This window comes from Streptomyces sp. A0958 (genome assembly GCF_004795035.1).
Lineage (GTDB): Bacteria > Actinomycetota > Actinomycetes > Streptomycetales > Streptomycetaceae > Streptomyces.
The window spans coordinates 125,230-142,250 of the sequence record NZ_SSBK01000012.1 but is presented as its reverse complement, the minus strand read 5'-3'; the positions used below and the strand labels follow the sequence as shown (position 1 = coordinate 142,250).

At 72.2% G+C, this 17,021-nt stretch carries 15 protein-coding genes; 12 read left to right on the top strand and 3 right to left on the bottom strand.

Features of this window, described 5'->3' with window-relative positions; all coding sequences use genetic code 11:
* Window positions 1-41: 41 nt before the first annotated feature.
* The 7 genes from E6P78_RS15250 (at window position 42) to E6P78_RS15220 (ending at window position 9,110) form a co-directional block, all read left to right on the top strand.
* Window positions 42-2,177 carry a right-handed parallel beta-helix repeat-containing protein gene (locus E6P78_RS15250; RefSeq protein ID WP_136204115.1) on the top strand — a complete coding sequence of 712 codons (2,136 nt, stop codon included), beginning with the start codon at window positions 42-44 and terminating at the stop codon, window positions 2,175-2,177.
* Window positions 2,174-2,983: a hypothetical protein gene (locus tag E6P78_RS15245; protein WP_136204114.1), complete on the top strand. Its 810-nt coding sequence runs from the start codon at window positions 2,174-2,176 to the stop codon at window positions 2,981-2,983. The genes E6P78_RS15250 and E6P78_RS15245 overlap by 4 nt, the downstream gene beginning before the upstream one ends.
* Window positions 2,980-4,290 (top strand): hypothetical protein, encoded by a 1,311-nt coding sequence (locus tag E6P78_RS15240; RefSeq protein WP_136204113.1) that lies wholly within the window; start codon window positions 2,980-2,982, stop codon window positions 4,288-4,290. The genes E6P78_RS15245 and E6P78_RS15240 overlap by 4 nt, the downstream gene beginning before the upstream one ends.
* A 43-nt stretch (window positions 4,291-4,333) precedes the next feature.
* The gene (locus E6P78_RS15235) at window positions 4,334-4,954 is read left to right on the top strand and encodes a TetR/AcrR family transcriptional regulator (protein WP_136204112.1); all 621 of its coding nucleotides are present in this window, start codon (window positions 4,334-4,336) and stop codon (window positions 4,952-4,954) included.
* A gap of 138 nt (window positions 4,955-5,092) precedes the next feature.
* Window positions 5,093-6,439 (top strand): ABC transporter ATP-binding protein, encoded by a 1,347-nt coding sequence (locus E6P78_RS15230; protein ID WP_136204111.1) that lies wholly within the window; start codon window positions 5,093-5,095, stop codon window positions 6,437-6,439.
* A gap of 143 nt (window positions 6,440-6,582) precedes the next feature.
* The gene (locus E6P78_RS15225; protein ID WP_136204110.1) at window positions 6,583-7,977 is read left to right on the top strand and encodes an aldehyde dehydrogenase family protein; all 1,395 of its coding nucleotides are present in this window, start codon (window positions 6,583-6,585) and stop codon (window positions 7,975-7,977) included.
* Window positions 7,978-8,030: 53 nt separating this feature from the next.
* A complete protein-coding gene (locus tag E6P78_RS15220) occupies window positions 8,031-9,110 on the top strand; it encodes a Zn-dependent alcohol dehydrogenase (protein WP_136204109.1) in 1,080 nt (359 codons plus the stop codon).
* Here the strand turns inward: E6P78_RS15220 and E6P78_RS15215 are convergent.
* Window positions 9,107-9,772 carry a TetR/AcrR family transcriptional regulator C-terminal domain-containing protein gene (locus tag E6P78_RS15215; RefSeq protein ID WP_136204108.1) on the bottom strand — a complete coding sequence of 222 codons (666 nt, stop codon included), beginning with the start codon at window positions 9,770-9,772 and terminating at the stop codon, window positions 9,107-9,109. The genes E6P78_RS15220 and E6P78_RS15215 overlap by 4 nt on opposite strands.
* A gap of 65 nt (window positions 9,773-9,837) precedes the next feature.
* On the opposite strand from E6P78_RS15215, the gene E6P78_RS15210 reads away from it, so the two are divergent.
* The 3 genes from E6P78_RS15210 (at window position 9,838) to E6P78_RS15200 (ending at window position 12,048) form a co-directional block, all read left to right on the top strand.
* Window positions 9,838-10,989: an acyl-CoA dehydrogenase family protein gene (locus E6P78_RS15210; protein ID WP_136204107.1), complete on the top strand. Its 1,152-nt coding sequence runs from the start codon at window positions 9,838-9,840 to the stop codon at window positions 10,987-10,989.
* A 59-nt stretch (window positions 10,990-11,048) separates the two neighbouring features.
* Window positions 11,049-11,339 (top strand): YiaA/YiaB family inner membrane protein, encoded by a 291-nt coding sequence (locus E6P78_RS15205; RefSeq protein WP_136315891.1) that lies wholly within the window; start codon window positions 11,049-11,051, stop codon window positions 11,337-11,339.
* Between the two features lie 85 nt (window positions 11,340-11,424).
* Window positions 11,425-12,048, top strand: coding sequence for a TetR/AcrR family transcriptional regulator (locus E6P78_RS15200; protein ID WP_136204106.1), 624 nt, complete (start codon window positions 11,425-11,427; stop codon window positions 12,046-12,048).
* A 75-nt stretch (window positions 12,049-12,123) separates the two neighbouring features.
* Here the strand turns inward: E6P78_RS15200 and E6P78_RS15195 are convergent, their stop codons facing one another.
* On the bottom strand, window positions 12,124-12,585 hold the full coding sequence (locus tag E6P78_RS15195; RefSeq protein ID WP_136204105.1) for a MaoC family dehydratase: 462 nt from the start codon (window positions 12,583-12,585) through the stop codon (window positions 12,124-12,126).
* Window positions 12,586-12,716: 131 nt separating this feature from the next.
* On the opposite strand from E6P78_RS15195, the gene soxR reads away from it, so the two are divergent.
* On the top strand, window positions 12,717-13,202 hold the full coding sequence (gene soxR, locus E6P78_RS15190) for a redox-sensitive transcriptional activator SoxR (protein WP_136204104.1): 486 nt from the start codon (window positions 12,717-12,719) through the stop codon (window positions 13,200-13,202).
* Window positions 13,203-13,234: 32 nt separating this feature from the next.
* On the opposite strand, the gene E6P78_RS15185 is transcribed toward soxR, so the two are convergent.
* Complete coding sequence (locus E6P78_RS15185) at window positions 13,235-13,846, bottom strand: hypothetical protein (RefSeq protein WP_136204103.1); 612 nt, start codon at window positions 13,844-13,846, stop codon at window positions 13,235-13,237.
* A gap of 229 nt (window positions 13,847-14,075) precedes the next feature.
* Here E6P78_RS15185 and E6P78_RS15180 point away from each other — a divergent pair, with 229 nt between their 5' ends.
* The gene (locus E6P78_RS15180; protein WP_136204102.1) at window positions 14,076-16,916 is read left to right on the top strand and encodes a penicillin acylase family protein; all 2,841 of its coding nucleotides are present in this window, start codon (window positions 14,076-14,078) and stop codon (window positions 16,914-16,916) included.
* Window positions 16,917-17,021: the final 105 nt, after the last annotated feature.

The following is a 17,021-nucleotide window of genomic DNA, read 5'->3' as shown; positions in this document are numbered from 1 at the left end:
GAGGGGTTCAAAAAGCTGAACAATGCTCTACTCTCCCGCACATGTCGTGGACACGAAGACTTCTGGTGGTTCTGGCGGCCCTGGCCGCCGCCCTTCTCACGGCCCCGTCCGCCCAGGCGCACGAGGAACGGCCGGTCACCCTGCCCGACGGCACCGGCAGCGTCCCCGTGTACCGCACCGGCGAGCCCGACCTCCTGGTCTGCAAGACCGACCGGGCCGACTTCGAACGCCGGATATCCGGCTTCCCCGACGCCCTGAAAGCCAGGAACCTGAAGCTCTTCGAGCGGTGCCGCACCTCCGGCTACCGCCATCTGCAACAGGCCGTCGACGCCGTCACCGGGCCCGGGAAGACCATCGCGATCCTCCCCGGCCTCTACGAGGAGGAGCCCTCGCTGCCCGCGCCGAAGGGGGAGTGCACCCGGCTCAAGGCCCCCGACTCCAAGCTCGGCTACCAGATCCTGAGCTACGCCCAGCAGGTCAAGTGCCCGCACAACCAGAACCTGGTGGCGATCCTCGGCAAGAAGGACCTCCAGATCGAGGGCACCGGCGCGGCCCGTACGGACGTCGTCATCGACGCCAAGTACCGCAAGCTCAACGCGATCCGCTCGGACGGCTCCGACGGCGTCTACTTCAAGAACTTCACCGCCCAGCGCACCACCTTCAACTCGCTCTACATCCTCGCCCAGGACGGCTTCGTCATCGACGACGTCCTGACCCGCTGGAACGACGAGTACGGCTTCCTGACCTTCGCCAGCGACCACGGCCTGTACAAGAACTGCGAGTCCTACGGCAACGGCGACTCCGGCATCTACCCGGGCAGCGCCTCCGACATCAACGACGGCTACGGCTACGACGTCCCGCGCTACTCGATCGAGATCACCGGCTGCCACAGCCACCACAGCATGGTCGGCTACTCCGGCACCGCGGGCGACTCCGTCTACGTCCACGACAACGAGTTCGACCACAACATGGGCGGCGCCTCGATGGACAGCGCCTTCCCCGGCCACCCCGGACTGCCGCAGAACCACGCCCGCTTCGAGCGCAACCTGATCCACGACAACAACGCCGACTACTACCGCTACGTCGCCGACGGCACCTGCGCCAAACCGCCCGCCGAGCGCGGCTACGAGGACGGGGTGGTCTGCCCGCAGATCTCCATGCCGCCGGGCACCGGCATCATCACCGCGGGCGGCAACTGGAACGTCTACGAGGACAACTGGATCTACGGACAGCAGCGCGCCGCCTTCTTCCTGAGCGCCGTCCCCGCCTTCATCCGCGGCGAGAACGCCCTCGGCAAGCAGACCGACACCTCCCACCACAACCGGTACGCGGACAACCACCTCGGCACGGACAAGAACGGCACGTCCCACCCCAACCGCACCGACGTCTGGTGGGACGGCCAGGGCGACGGCAACTGCTGGCAGTCGGACACCGGGGCCTCCACCCCGCGCTCCCTGCCCACCTGCGGCGACAAGCGGGGCGCCGTCTCCGGCAGCACCGACCGGATCGCCGGCGAACCCGTCAAACTCGCCCAACTGCTGATCTGCGCCGACTACGACGTACGGGCACGCCGGCTCCCGGCCGGCTGCGACTGGTACGGGGCACGCGGCATCGAGCGCATCGAGGTGCAGGCCGCCCTGGGCATCGCCGTGGTCCTGGTCCTCGTCGGCGGGGTGCTGTGGTGGCGGCGGCTGCGCTCCAGCCGGCTCGCCACGGCCGCCTCGGTCCTCGGCGTCATCGGCCTCGGCCTCGACGTGGCCGGCTCGACCATGGACCTCGCCTCCACCTATGTCCCGGCCGTCGCCCTGCTGCTGACCGGCCTGTGGTGGACCGGCATCGGCCTGGCGCTGCGGCCGACGAGGCCGGTACTGGCGTGGGTGACCGTGGCGCTCGGCGCCCTGACCCTGCTGGACGCGCTGGACAAGGGCGTGTTCATGATCCCGTGGATTCCGCTGAGCCCGGCCTGGGTACGCGGGCTGCTCGGCCTGGTCTGGGTGGTGTGGGCCGTGGTGGCCGCCGCCCGGCACGGGGAGCGGGGCGCGGGCGCCCAGGCCGACGCGGACGGGGACGGGGGCGGGGGCGGCGGCGAGGCACCGGAACACGCGCCGCACGGCGCCCCTCCCGCACCGGCGACCGCCACCTCCCCGGCCACCACCCCGGAAGGGGATGCCTCATGAACCGCGCCCACCTCGCCCGTGCCGCCCTCGCCCTGGTCACCGCCGCCGTCCTCACCCTCGGCGCGGGCGCCTGCGGGGGCCGGGCCACCACCCACCACAAGCCCGGCACCAGCCACGCCGAGGACACCGGCAGCAACGGCCGGCTCCTGAGCGCCGACGACGGGAACGGCCACCGGCTGCGCCAGGTCGACGCCGACGGCGCGCCCGGGGTGAGCATCGCCGCACGGGCCGACTCGGAGGACGGCTGGAACGTCCACCTGACGGTCCGCAACTTCCGGTTCACCCCGGACAGCGTGGGCGGCGCCGCGCTCGTCGGACGCGGCCACGCCCAGCTCTTCCTGGACGGGCACCCGCTCGCCCGCGTCTACGGCGCCTGGTTCCATGTCCCCAAGTCGCTGCTGCGGGCGGCCGGGGGCGGTACCCGGCTCACCGCAGGCCTGTACGCCGACGACCACACCGCCTGGGCCGTCGGCTCCACCCCGGTCCGGGCCGCCGCCACCCTCGGCGACGCCTCCGCGAGCGCCGGCGCCACGCCCGACGAGAACACCACCACCGTCGAACTCGCCATCGAGGACGGCAAGGTGAGCCCGGCGCCGGGCCGCACCGAGATCAAGAAGGGGCGCACCGTGCGCCTGCGGGTCCGCAGCGACCGTGACGACACCCTGCACGTCCACGGCTACGACAAGAAGGCGACGCTGCCCGCCGGCCGTACCGTCACGGTCACCTTCACCGCCGACCGCACCGGGCTCTTCGAGGTCGAGACCCACGAGTCGGACCTGCTCCTGACCCAGCTCGTCGTCCGATGACGGGCGCCCCTGCCTCCGGTGCCGTGAGCGTCCTCGCCCACGGCATCGGGGCCCAGCACGACCTGCCCCTCTCGCCGTTCTACGCCTTCGCGGGGGCCTTCGCCGCGCTCTTCGTCTCGTTCCTGGCGCTCGGCCTGCTCTGGTCGACCTCCCGGTTCCGGGGCGAGAGCGCGGGCCGCCCGCTGCCGGCCGCCGTCCAGCGCGCGGCCGACGCCCGCGCCACCCGCGTCGTCGCCCGCGCGCTCGGCCTGGCCGGCGCGCTCCTCGTCGTACTGAACCTGCTCATCGGGCCCGCCGACCCGGACCGCAACCCGGCGCCCGGCGCCGTCTACGTACTCCTGTGGGTCGGGCTGGTCCCCGCCTCGCTGCTTCTCGGGCCGGTCTGGCGGCTGCTCAACCCGCTGCGCACCCTGCACCTCCTCGGCTGCCGGGCGCTCGGGCGCGACCCGGAAGCCGGCCGCCCCCTGCCCGTACGCCTCGGCATGTGGCCCGCCGCGGCCGGACTCCTCGCCTTCACCTGGCTCGAACTCGTCGCCCCCGACCCGGCGTCGCCCACCGCCCTGCTGGTGTTCCTCGGCCTCTACGCCGCCGTCCACCTCACGGGCGCCGCCTGCTACGGGGCCCGCTGGTTCGACCACGCCGACGCCTTCGAGGTGTACTCGGGCCTCCTCGCCCGTCTCTCCCCGGTGGGCCGCCGCCCCGCCGACCGCCGCCTCGTGCTGCGCTCCCCGTTCAACGGGCTCGACGCCACGCCCCAGCTCCCCGGACTCGTCGCCACCGTCTGCGTGATGCTCGGCTCCACCGCGTACGACGGGTTCTCCGACGCGCCCCGCTGGATCACCACCGTCCAGACCTCCGCACTCGGCCGCACCACCACCGCCACCCTCGGACTCCTCGGCGCCGTCGTCCTCGTCGCCACCCTCTACGGGCTCTGCGCCGGCGCCACCCGGATCGTCTGCGGCCGGCTGCCCCACCCGCTCACCGCCTTCGCGCACTCACTCGTGCCGATCGCCCTCGGCTACCTCGTCGCCCACTACTTCACGCTCTTCGCCACCGAGGGCCCGCGCACCGTCCTGCTGGCGCTCGGCGCCGACCGCCCCGCCCCGCCCGAACCGCCCCTGGGCCCCGGCGGCGTCGCCACCCTCCAGGTGCTCGCCATCGTCACCGGACACGTCCTCGGGGTCATCGCCGCGCACGACAGGTCCGTACGGCTCCTGCCGTCGGGACGCGCCGTCATCGGCCAACTCCCGCTGCTGATCCTGATGATCGCGTACACCGTCGGAGGTCTCGCCCTGCTCATCGCGTGAGTGCGACCCACCCCCGCCACCGGCGCAGGAGGCCCACGGCATCATGGAAGGCGTGCCCCACGCGAACACGAACCTCCGCCGCACCCCGGTGCAGCAGCGCAGCGCAGAACGCCTCGCCCGGATACTCGACGCCTGCGCCGAACTCCTCGACGAGACCGGCTACGAACAGCTCTCCACCCGGGCGGTGGCCGCACGCGCCGGGGTACCCATCGGCTCCGTCTACCGCTTCTTCTCCAACAAGCGCGCCCTGGCCGACGCGCTCGCCCGGCGCAACCTGGACAGCTACGCCGAACGCATCACCGACCGCCTGACCGCCATCGAGGCCACCGACTGGCGGGGCGCGATCGACGCCGTGCTGGACGAGTACCTGGCGATGAAGCGCTCCGTCCCCGGCTTCGCCCTCGTCGACTTCGGTGCCCCCGCACCCGACGAGGACCCGGCCGACGACGCCAACCAGCGGGTCGCGGGGAGGCTCACCGAACTCCTGGCCGGACAGCTCGGCCGGACGGCCGACGCGGACCTGTTGCGGGCCATCCTGGTCTGCGTGGAGGCCGCCGACGCCCTGCTCAAACTCGCCTTCCGCACCGACCCGTCCGGCGACGGCGCCATCGTCGCCGAGACCCGTGTGCTGATCCACGCCTACCTCGCGCGGACGCTGAACTGAGCACGCCGCAGCTGTGAACCCCGGAGGGACCGTCCAACCTTTGCGCGAGTCATTCCCTCACGCGGCGTAGTGGGTTAATTTCAGGCCACTGCTGCCGCTCCCCACCGCTCCACCACCATCCTTCACGGGCGGAACCACATGACTCGCGCCATCACTCTGCACAACATCAGCAAGACCTACGGACGGTCCTCGCGCGCCGTCGACCGTCTCTCGCTCTCCATCGACCCGGGCGAGTTCGTCGTCCTGCTGGGCCCCTCGGGGTGCGGCAAGTCGACCGTGCTCCGCATGATCGCCGGTCTGGAGGACATCACCGAGGGCGAGATCCTGCTCGACGGCGAGCCGGCCAACCACCTCACCCCTCGCGAACGCGAGATGGCCATGGTCTTCCAGAACTTCGCGCTCTACCCGACCATGACCAACCGGGCCAACATCGGCTTCCCGCTGAAGCTGGAGAACCCGCGCCAGGACCACAACGAGCGCATCGAGAACACCGCCAGGATGCTCGGCATCGAGAGCGTCCTGGACCGGCTGCCCGGCCAGCTCTCCGGTGGTGAGCGCCAGCGGGTGGCGATGGGTCGGGCGATCTCGCGCCAGCCGTCCGCGTTCCTGATGGACGAACCGCTCTCCAACCTCGACGCGAAGCTCCGCAACCACCTGCGCGCCGAGATCTCCCAGCTCACCAGGGAACTCGGCGTCACCACCGTCTACGTGACCCACGACCAGGCCGAGGCCATGTCGCTCGGCCACCGGGTCGCCGTGATGCGCGGCGGGGTGCTCCAGCAGGTCAGTCCGCCGCGCGAGGTGTACGCCCTGCCGGAGAACGTGTTCGTCGCCGCGTTCATCGGGACCCCGAGGATCAACCTGCTCCAGGCCGTCGTACACGCGCCGCTGGAAGGCCGGATGTCGATCGACCTCGGCCGCCAGCGCCTCCCGCTGCCCGAACCGCTCAGCCCCGACCACCAGCTGCTGCGCATCCAGCAGGGCCGGCGGATCATCGTCGGGCTGCGCTCGGAGGCGGTCCGGATCGCCCCGCCCAGTCAGGCCCGCCCCGGCGAGGTCGCGCTCAGCGGCATCGTCGAGCACGTCGAGTACCAGGGCCACGAGGCGCTGGTCCACCTCAACACCGGCTCGCAGCCCGCCGTCGTGCCGGAGCTGGAGTCGGCCCGCACGGACCGGGGGGCCGCGCGCAGGCGTCGCGGCGGCCAGGGTGGCACCGGTGTGCTGGAACGGATCAAGGAGCGCGTCGGAGGCTCCGTCGCCGTCCTGGACGCACCGGACACCGACACGCTGCCGCCGGGCGCGCACAGCCCGGACCGCCCCGCCGTCACCTCCAGCGACCTCGTCGTCCGCACCGGCCCCGACATGCGGCTGCGCACCGGGGGACAGGTGCCTCTCCTGGTCGACCTCGCGCACCTGTACGTCTTCGACCACCAGGGCCGCCGGATCTGCCCGCTGCCGAGGGACGTACCGGGCCTGGAGGTGTAGCGCGCGCTGAGAGTCCCGCCCGCCGGCTCACGCGGCGGCGGGCGGGTCCGGCACGTGACGGAGGTCTCTGGCGCCTGAAAACTAACAGCGCTAGTTTGGGGATCGGACGATCCCGTCCGTCACCGTGCCCGGAAGGAACAGCGATGAAGGCCCACGACGGTATGTACATCGGCGGCGAATGGCGGCCCGCCGCGGGAACGGACACGATCGCGGTCGTGAATCCGGCGGACGAGCAGGTCATCGCCCACGTCCCGGCCGGCACCGCCGAGGACGTCGACGCCGCGGTACGGGCCGCCCGCGCCGCCTTCCCCGGCTGGGCCGCCACCCCGCCCGCCGAGCGCGCCGCCCGCATCGGGGCGCTGCGCGACGTGCTGGCCGCCCGCAGGGACGAGATCGCCGCCACGGTCACCGCCGAACTGGGCGCGCCGCTCAAGCTGTCGCAGGCGGTGCACGCCGGCCTGCCGGTCATGGTCGCCGGTTCGTACGCCGAGCTCGCCGCCACGTACGCCTTCGAGGAGCGGCACGGCAACTCCACGGTGTTCCTGGAGCCCGTCGGCGTCGTCGGCGCGATCACCCCGTGGAACTACCCGCTGCACCAGATCGTCGCGAAGGTGGCCCCCGCGCTGGCCGCCGGCTGCACGGTCGTCCTCAAGCCCGCCGAGGACACCCCGCTCACCGCGCAGCTCTTCGCCGAGGCCGTCGAGGAGGCCGGGCTGCCCGCGGGCGTCTTCAACCTGGTCACCGGCCTCGGACCGATCGCGGGACAGGCCCTCGCCGAGCACGCGGACGTCGACCTGGTCTCCTTCACCGGCTCCACCGCGGTCGGCCGGCAGATCGGCGCCACCGCCGGCGGCGCGGTCAAGCGCGTCGCGCTGGAACTGGGCGGCAAGTCCGCCAACGTCATCCTGCCCGGCGCCGACCTCGCCAAGGCGGTCAGCACCGGCGTCGCCAACGTGATGTCCAACTCCGGCCAGACGTGCAGCGCCTGGACCCGGATGCTGGTGGACGCCGACCGGTACGAGGAGGCCGTGGCGCTGGCCGCGGAGGCCGTCGCCAAGTACGTGCCCGGGGAGCGGGTCGGCCCGCTCGTCAACGCCAAGCAGCAGGCCCGGGTGCGCGGTTACATCGAGAAGGGCATCGAGGAGGGCGCCCGCGTCGTCGCCGGCGGCCCCGAGGCGCCCCTGCCGGCCGGGTACTACGTCAGCCCCACGGTGTTCGCCGACGTCACCACGGAGATGACCATCGCCCGGGAGGAGATCTTCGGCCCCGTCGTCTCGATCCTGAAGTACGAGGACGAGGCGGACGCGCTGCGCATCGCCAACGACACGGTGTACGGGCTCGCGGGCGCAGTCTGGGCCGCCGACGACGCCGAGGCCGTCGCCTTCGCCCGCCGGATGGACACCGGCCAGGTCGACATCAACGGCGGCCGCTTCAACCCGCTCGCGCCCTTCGGCGGCTACAAGCAGTCCGGCGTCGGCCGCGAACTCGGCGCGCACGGCCTGGCCGAGTACCTCCAGACCAAGTCCCTCCAGTTCTGAGCGTCCCGAGTTCGTCCCCGCGCCCGCAACACCGATCAGCAAGGAGCCAGTCCGTGGTCCGCGCCGCCGTACTGTCCGCCGTCGGAGCTCCGCTGGAGATCACCGGCATCGCCCTGCCGGAGCCCGGCCCCGGCCAGGTGCGGGTCCGCCTCGCCGCCGCCGGGGTCTGCCACTCCGACCTCTCGCTGTCCAACGGCACGATGCGGGTGCCCGTCCCGGCCGTCCTCGGCCACGAGGGCGCCGGCACCGTCGTCTCGGTCGGCGAGGGCGTCACCCATGTCGTTCCGGGCGACGGCGTGGTCCTCAACTGGGCGCCCTCCTGCGGGAGCTGCCACCACTGCGGGATCGGGGAGGTCTGGCTCTGCGCGGGCGCCCTGGCCGGCGCGGCGAACATCCACGCCCGCACCGCGGACGGCACCGAACTGCACCCCGGACTGAACGTCGCCGCCTTCGCCGAGGAGACCGTCGTCGCCGCGAACTGCGTGCTGCCCGCCCCGGACGGCATCCCGCTCACCGACGCGGCGCTGCTCGGCTGCGCGGTGCTCACCGGGTACGGCGCCGTCCACCACAGCGCCCGGGTCCGGGCGGGCGAGACCGTCGTCGTGTTCGGCATCGGGGGCGTCGGCCTCGCCGTCCTCCAGGCCGCCCGGATCGCCGGCGCCTCGAAGACCATCGCGGTGGACGTGTCCCCGGAGAAGGAGGAGCTGGCCCGCCGGGCGGGCGCCACCGACTACGTCATCGCCTCCGACACCACACCCCGCGAGATCCGGCGGCTCACCGGCGGCCAGGGCGCGGACGTGGCCGTCGAGTGCGTGGGCCGGGCCGCCACCATCCGCAGCGCCTGGGAGGCCACCCGCCGGGGCGGCCGCACCACGGTCGTCGGCATCGGCGGCAAGGACCAGCAGGTGACGTTCAACGCCCTGGAGATCTTCCACTGGGGCCGGACCCTGACGGGCTGCGTCTACGGCAACAGCGACCCGGCCCGCGACCTGCCGGTGCTGGCCGACCACATCCGGGCGGGCCGCTTCGACCTCTCGATGATGGTCACCGAACGGATCGGGCTGGACGGCATCCCGGCCGCCTTCGACAACATGATCGCGGGCAGGGGCGGCCGGGCGCTGGTGGTCTTCTAGCGATTCGCGGCGGAACGGGCGGCGGGCTCCAGTTGCTCGTACTGGAGCACGAGCCCGTCCACCAGGGCCCGCAGCCCCGTCTCGAAGGCCCCCTCGTCCACCTGCTGGCGCCGCTCGGCCAGCAGGTGCGCCTGGCCCAGGTGCGGGTAGTCGGCGGGGTCGTACGCCGTCTCGTCGTCCACGAAGCCCCGGGCGAAGGAGCCGAGCGCCGAGCCGGTGATGAAGTAGCGCATCAGGGCCCCGATGTACGTGGCCTGGACCGGCGGCCACCCCGCCCGCACCATCGCCCCGAACACGGCGTCCGCGACCCGCAGCCCGGCCGGCCGGCGCCCGGGGCCCTGGGCGAGCACCGGGACGATGTGCGGGTGCGCGGCGAGCGCCGCACGGTAGGAGACGGCCCAGTCGTGCAGGGCGGCCCGCCAGTCGCGGGGATCGGACTCCTCGAACATCGACAGGTCGACCTGCGCGGACACGGCGTCGGCGATCGCGTCCAGGATCTCGTCCTTGTTGCGGAAGTGGTTGTACAGGGACGGCCCGCTGACCCCCAGTTCGGCCGCCAGACGTCGGGTCGACACGGCGTCCAGACCCTCGGCGTCCACGAGGGCGCTCGCCTTCTCGACGATGCGTTCTCTGCTCAGGAGGGGCTTGCGCGGGCGGGCCATGCGGCACATAGTAGGCCCTGCGAACCTAAAACTAGCAGTGCTAATTTCGAGGGAGGGTGCGGCCGATGAATCTGGAGCTCAGCGAGGAGCAGGAGGCCGTCCGCCGGCTCGCCGAGGACTTCGTCGCCCGCGACGTCGCCCCGTACGCCGTCGAGTGGGACCGATCCGAGAACGTCGACAAGTCGATCGTGAAGAAGCTCGGCGCCCTCGGCTTCCTCGGCCTGACCGTCCCCGAGGAGTACGGCGGCTCGGGCGGCGACCACCTCGCGTACTGCCTGGTGACCGAGGAGCTGGGCCGGGGCGACTCCTCGGTGCGCGGCATCGTCTCGGTCTCCCTCGGCCTGGTCGCCAAGACCGTCGCGGCCTGGGGCGACGAGGAGCAGAAGCGGCAGTGGCTGCCCCGGCTGACCTCGGGCGACGCCATCGGCTGCTTCGGCCTGACCGAGCCCGGCACCGGCTCGGACGCGGGCAGCCTGACGACCCGGGCCGTACGGGACGGCGCGGACTACGTCGTCAACGGCAGCAAGATGTTCATCACCAACGGCACCTGGGCCGACGTGGTGCTGCTCTTCGCCCGCACCAACGACACCCCCGGCCACAAGGGCATCTCCGCCTTCCTGGTCCCCACGGACACCCCCGGCCTCACCCGCCGCACCATCCACGGCAAGCTCGGCCTGCGCGGCCAGGCCACGGCCGAACTGGTGCTGGAGGACGTCCGCGTACCCGCCACCGCCCTCATGGGCCCCGAGGGCAAGGGCTTCTCCATCGCCATGTCCGCCCTGGCCAAGGGGCGGATGTCGGTCGCGGCCGGCTGCGTCGGCATCGCCCGGGCCGCCCTGGACGCGGCCGTCGGATACGCGGGGGAGCGCGAGCAGTTCGGCAGGCCCATCGCGGGCTACCAGCTCGTCCAGGAACTCATCAGTGACATCTCCGTGGACGTCGAGGCCGCACGCCTGCTGACCTGGCGGGTCGCCGACCTCGTCGACCGGGGCCAGGACTTCGCCACCGCCGCGTCCCGGGCGAAGCTGTTCGCCTCCGAGGCCGCCGTCCGCGCCGCCAACAACGCCCTCCAGGTGTTCGGCGGCTACGGGTACATCGACGAGTACCCGGTCGGCAAGCTGCTGCGGGACGCCCGGGTGATGACGCTCTACGAGGGCACCAGCCAGATCCAGAAGCTGATCATCGGCCGGGCGCTGACGGGGGTCTCCGCGTTCTGAGTACCATCTGAGTATCCGCACGGATGTGGCGTGCGCCACGCCGCCGGATGCTGAGCGGCATGAGTGAGACGACACCGGTCAGACAGCAGAACACCGCCGCCTACTACGGGCAGGCCGTCGCGTCCTTCGGGATCGCGATGGGTGCGGTGACCCTCGGAATCTACTGCCTCGACGCCGATGCCTGGGTGCGCGGTTTCCTCGCCATCGGCGTCCTCTACCTCGTCACGTCCGCCTTCACCCTGGCCAAGGTCATCAGGGATCGGCAGGAGGCGGGCCAGCTGGTCAGCCGCGTCGACCAGGCCCGCCTGGAGAAGATCCTCGCCGAGCACGACCCGTTCCAGAAGCTGTGAGACCCCACCCGCGAAAGTTTCCCTAAGCGCTTGCTCAGGATCGGGGTATGGTGTTCGTCCTGTTGACTGAGAGGGGCGAGCGACGATGAGCACGGCGCAGGAGACCGACGCCGAGGACCCGCCGTGGGCCGAGGTGACGCCCGAGGCCGCCCGGCGGCTCCTCGTCGCAGCCGTCGACGCCTTCGCCGAGCGCGGGTACCACGCGACCACCACCCGGGACATCGCGGGCCGCGCCGGCATGAGCCCCGCCGCGCTCTACATCCACTACAAGACGAAGGAAGAGCTGCTCCACCGGATCAGCCGGATCGGCCACGACCGGGCCCTGGCCCTGCTGGAGTCCGCCGCCGACGGCGGGGGCACGGCCGCCGAACGGCTCGCCTCCGCCGTACGCTCCTTCGTCCGCTGGCACGCCGAGCGGCACACCACCGCCCGCGTGGTCCAGTACGAACTCGACGCGCTCGGCGAGGAGCACCGCACCGAGATCATCGCGCTGCGCCGCAGGACCGACGCGGTGGTGCGCCGGATCATCGGTGAGGGCGTCGCCTCCGGCGAGTTCGACGTCCCGGACGTGCCGGGGACCACGCTCGCGGTGCTCTCGCTCTGCATCGACGTGGCGCGGTGGTTCAACGCCCAGGGCAGCCGGACACCCGACGAGGTCGGGGAGCTGTACGCCGGCCTGGTGCTGCGGATGGTCGCCGCCGAACGCTGAGCACGCCGCGCCGGGAGCGAGCGCGCCCCCGGTCCCGAAGGAGGGCCGGGGGCGTTCGCGTACCGGGGCGTGCGCTCAGAAGTAGTAGCGGGACACCGACTCGGCGACGCAGGCCGGCTTGTCGCCGCCCTCGCGCTCGACCGTCACGACGGCGGTGACCTGCACGCCGCCGCCCGCCTCCTCGACGCTCTTCAGGACGGCCGTCGCCCGCAGCCGGGAGCCCACGGGCACGGGGGAGGGGAAGCGGACCTTGTTGGTGCCGTAGTTGATGCCCATCTTCATGCCCTCGACCCGCATCACCTGCGGAACGAGCGCCGGAAGCAGGGAGAGCGTCAGATAGCCGTGCGCGATCGTCGTGCCGAAGGGGCCGGTCGCCGCGCGCTCCGGGTCCACGTGGATCCACTGGTGGTCCCCGGTGGCGTCGGCGAACAGGTCGATCCGCTTCTGGTCGACCTCCAGCCAGTCGCTGTGCCCCAGCTGCTCGCCCACGCCGTCGCGCAGCTCCTGCGCGGACGTGAAGATCCTCGGCTCAGCCATGTCCCTGGTCCCTGCCTTCCCGCTCTGCCGTCCATCCGTCAGCGCTGTCTAAGCGCTTGCTCAGCATGCTGGGCTGGTGCGTTCCTGTCAACGAAGGACCGGCGGGGGGCGGGCCACGTAGGCTTCTTCGGGTGCCCCAGATCCCGCAGACACTCCATGAACTCACGGTCGGCCAGCTCTCCGCACGCAGCGGCGCCGCCGTGTCGGCCCTGCACTTCTACGAGGCCAAGGGCCTGATCAGCAGCCGCCGCACCAGCGGCAACCAGCGCCGCTACAGCAGGGACGCCCTGCGCCGGGTTGCCTTCGTCCGCGCGGCCCAGCGGGTCGGCATCCCGCTGGCCACCATCCGCGAGGCGCTGGCCGAGCTCCCCGAGGAGCGCACCCCGAACCGCGAGGACTGGGCGCGCCTCTCCCACGCGTGGCGCTCCGAGCTGGACGACCGCATCGAGCAGTTGGCCCGGCTGCGCGACCACCTCACCGACTGCATCGGCTGCGGCTGCCTCTCGCTGGAGTCCTGTGTCCTGTCCAACCCGGACGACGTGAGCGGCGAGCGGATCAGCGGCTCGCGCCTGATGCCCGAGCGCAGACCGGCGGGCCGTACCGGGAAGGAGTGCTGAGCGGCCCGTACGTGACGGGCCGCTCGGATTTCTCAGGCCGCCGAGGCCAGGTCGCCGGCCCGGGTCCGCCGGGCCCGCGCCAGTGCCGCCGGGGTGAGCACGGGCTTCGGCACCACGATCCCGCACCCCGTGCACACCGGCCCGGACCACGGCTCGCTGTCCAGGTCGTGCCGCCAGGTGATCCGGGGCTGGGTGCACACCGGGCAGCCGGTGCCCGGCTCCGCCTCCAGGGCCGAGATCAGCCGGACCAGCACCTCGGCGAGCGGCGCCGAGGGGTGCACCGCCGGGTCGTCGCAGCGCGCCACCCCGTTGCCGCCCCAGGTGCGCCGGTGCCAGTCGTCGAACGCCCCGGGCCGGCGCAGCCCCCGGTGCTTCTCCCGCCTGCGGCGCTCGGCGAACCCCGCCTCGTAACCGAGCCAGACCGTGCGGGCCCTCTCCAGCTCGTCCAGTGCCCGCATCAGCCGGGCCGGGTCGGGGGCCCGGTCCTCGGGGGCTATGCCGTGCCGTGCACACAGATGGTCCCAGGTCGCCCGGTGCCCGTAAGGGGCGAAGCGCTCCAGGCACTTGCGCAGCGAGTACCGCCGCAGTGCCAGATCGCTCCGCGGGTCGCGGACCTGTCTCGCCAGACTCCGGAAACCGGCCATTGGGCCGCCACCTCCGTCGCTCGTACTCCGTCGCCCGTACTTCGGCGTCAGGGGATGGACGTACAACTGCCCGGATCGGCTCCATCCAAGGGTGCGGCCGTCCGATGGGTGAGACGGCGGCACAGGACCCGTCGCATGTGGCGATTCGGAAAAGGTGACCGATGTTCATCTTACCGGCGGGTCATACCGTCGGTAACCTGCGGCGCATCGGCCTCTCGGAGGAGTACGCATGCCCCCACGCACCCGTATGACCGCCCGCACAGGTACCACCAGAGCCGCTGCGTTCGCCGCCGCTCTCGCCCTCGGCACGTCCCTGCTCGCCGCCGCTCCCCACGCGGGCGCCGCCGAGGCGGACCCCGCCCCCGACTACTGCCAGGGACAGTGCGACGACATCCTGCCGCCCGGCGAGAACGGCAACGCCACCCTCGTCGAGATCCTCGGCAACAAGGCGTTCGGCACCCATCCCGCGCACAGCGACGACCAGCTCGACCGCTACAACGGCCTGGTCGCCGGGCACACCGGCCTCACCGACCAGAAACTGACGGACTTCTTCAACGACGCCTCCTTCGGCGTCCCGAAGGGCCAGGTCGAGTCCGTCACCTCGCCCCGCGACGACGTCACCATCACCCGGGACAAGACCTCCGGTGTCCCGCACATCAAGGGCACCACCCGCTACGGCACCGAGTTCGGCGCCGGGTACGCCGCCGGGCAGGACCGGCTCTGGCTGATGGACCTCTTCCGCCACATCGGGCGCGGCGAGCTGACCTCGTTCGCCGGCGGAGCCCTCGCCAACCAGGGCCTGGAGCAGGAGTTCTGGCCGCAGGCCCCGTACACCGAGGCCGACCTGGAGGCGCAGGTCGAGTACATCAGGACCCACGAGGGCGCCCGCGGCGAACAGGCCATGGCGGACGCGCAGGCCTATGTGGACGGCATCAACGCCTACCGCAAGAAGTCGAAGGACGGCCGCTACTTCCCCGGCGAGTACGTCCTCACCGGCAAGATCGACGCCATCACCAACATCGGCGAGATCCAGCCGTTCAAGCTGACCGACCTGATCTCGATCGCCTCGGTCGTCGGCGGCCAGTTCGGCGGCGGGGGCGGCGGCGAGGTGCAGGCCGCGCTGTCCCTGCTGTCCGCGCAGCAGAAGTACGGCGTCGCCGAGGGTACGAAGGTCTGGGAGTCCTTCCGCCAGCGCAACGACCCCGAGGCCGTGCTCACCATCCACGACGGCACCTCCTTCCCGTACGCGGGCAAGCCCGACAACGCCGTCGGCACGGCCCTGCCGGACCCCGGCTCCGTCACCGCCGAACCGCTCGTCTACGACCGGACCGGCTCGGCCGGCACCGACGCGAAGGCACCCGTCAAGGCCCCGGCCACCCTCAAGAAGGCCCAGGGCATCTTCGACGACGGCGTCATCCCGGAGGGCTCGCTGCCCGGCTCCGGTTCCGGCGCCCAGAAGCGCGGCATGTCCAACGCCCTCGTGGTCTCCGGCGCGAGCACCGCGAGCGGAAACCCGATCGCCGTCTTCGGGCCCCAGACCGGCTACTTCGCCCCGCAGCTGATGATGCTCCAGGAACTCCAGGGCCCCGGCATCAGCGCCCGCGGCGTCTCCTTCGCCGGCGTCGGCATGTACATCCAGATGGGACGCGGCCAGGACTACGCCTGGAGCGCCACCTCCGCCGGCCAGGACATCACCGACACCTACGCCGTCGAACTGTGCGAGCCCGACGGCTCGAAGCCCACCAAGGACTCCACGCACTACCTCTACCGCGGCACCTGCACCGCCATGGAGAAGCTGGAACGCGCCAACTCCTGGAAGCCGACCGTCGCCGACTCCACCGCCAAGGGCTCCTACCGGATGCAGGTGTGGCGCACCGACTACGGCATCGTGACCCACCGCGCCACGGTGGACGGCAAGCCCGTCGCGTACACCACGCTGCGCACCACCTACCGCCACGAGGCCGACTCGATCGTCGGCTTCCAGATGCTCAACGACCCCTCGTACGTCACCGGCGCCGCCTCCTTCCAGCAGGCGGCGAGCAACATCGACTACGCCTTCAACTGGTTCTACGCCGACTCCCGCACCGCCGCCTACTACAACAGCGGCATGAACCCGGTGCGCGCCGCCGGCGTCGACCCGGCGCTGCCGATCAGGGCCGAGAAGGCGTACGAGTGGCAGGGCTACGACCCGGCGGCCAACACCGCTGCCCACACCCCGTTCGCCGAGCACCCGCACTCCAGCGGCCAGGACTACTACATCTCCTGGAACAACAAGCAGGCCGAGGGGTACGCCGCCGCCGGCTTCGGGCTCAGCGCGGTGCACCGGGGCGACCTGCTCGACGACCGGGTCTCGAAGCTGGTCGAGGAGGGCGGCGTGACCCGCGCCTCCCTCACCCGGGCGATGGCGGACGCGGCCCTCACCGATCTGCGCGGGGAGCAGCTGCTGCCCGAACTGCTGAAGGTGATCCGCTCCCAGCCGGTCACCGACCCGGAGCTGAACGGGGTGGTCCAGCAGCTGGACTCCTGGCGGGCGTCGGGCGCCCAGCGCAAGGAGAGCAGCCCCGGCTCGCACGCGTACAGCCACGCCGACGCGGTACGGATCATGGACGCGTGGTGGCCGAGGCTGATCGAGGCGGAGTTCCGGCCGGGACTCGGTGACGACCTGTACGGGGCGCTGACCGCGAACCTCGCCACCGACGAGTCCCCGGCGGCCAGCCACGGGCCGAGCGGGGCGCACAGCGGTTCGGCGTTCCAGTACGGCTGGTGGGGCTTCGCCGACAAGGACCTGCGCCAGGTCCTCGGACAGCCGGTCAAGGGCCCGCTCGCCAAGTCGTACTGCGGCAACGGCGACCTGAGCGCCTGCCGTACGGCACTGCTGACCTCGCTGAAGGAGGCGGCGGCGGTGCCGGCGGCCCAGGTCTACCCGGCCGACGACTCCTGCAAGGCCGGCGACCAGTGGTGCACGGACTCGATCATCCACCGAGCGCTGGGCGGCATCGCCCAGAAGGCGATCCACTGGCAGAACCGCCCGACGTACCAGCAGGTGGTGGAATTCCCGGCCCACCGCTGATTCCTCTCTCCGGCGCACCGGCTTTTCCCGAGCCCGTCCGGTAAACCCAGCCCGTCCGGCAAACCCAGCCCGTCCGGCGATTGAGGACGGAACCGGTTCGCCGGA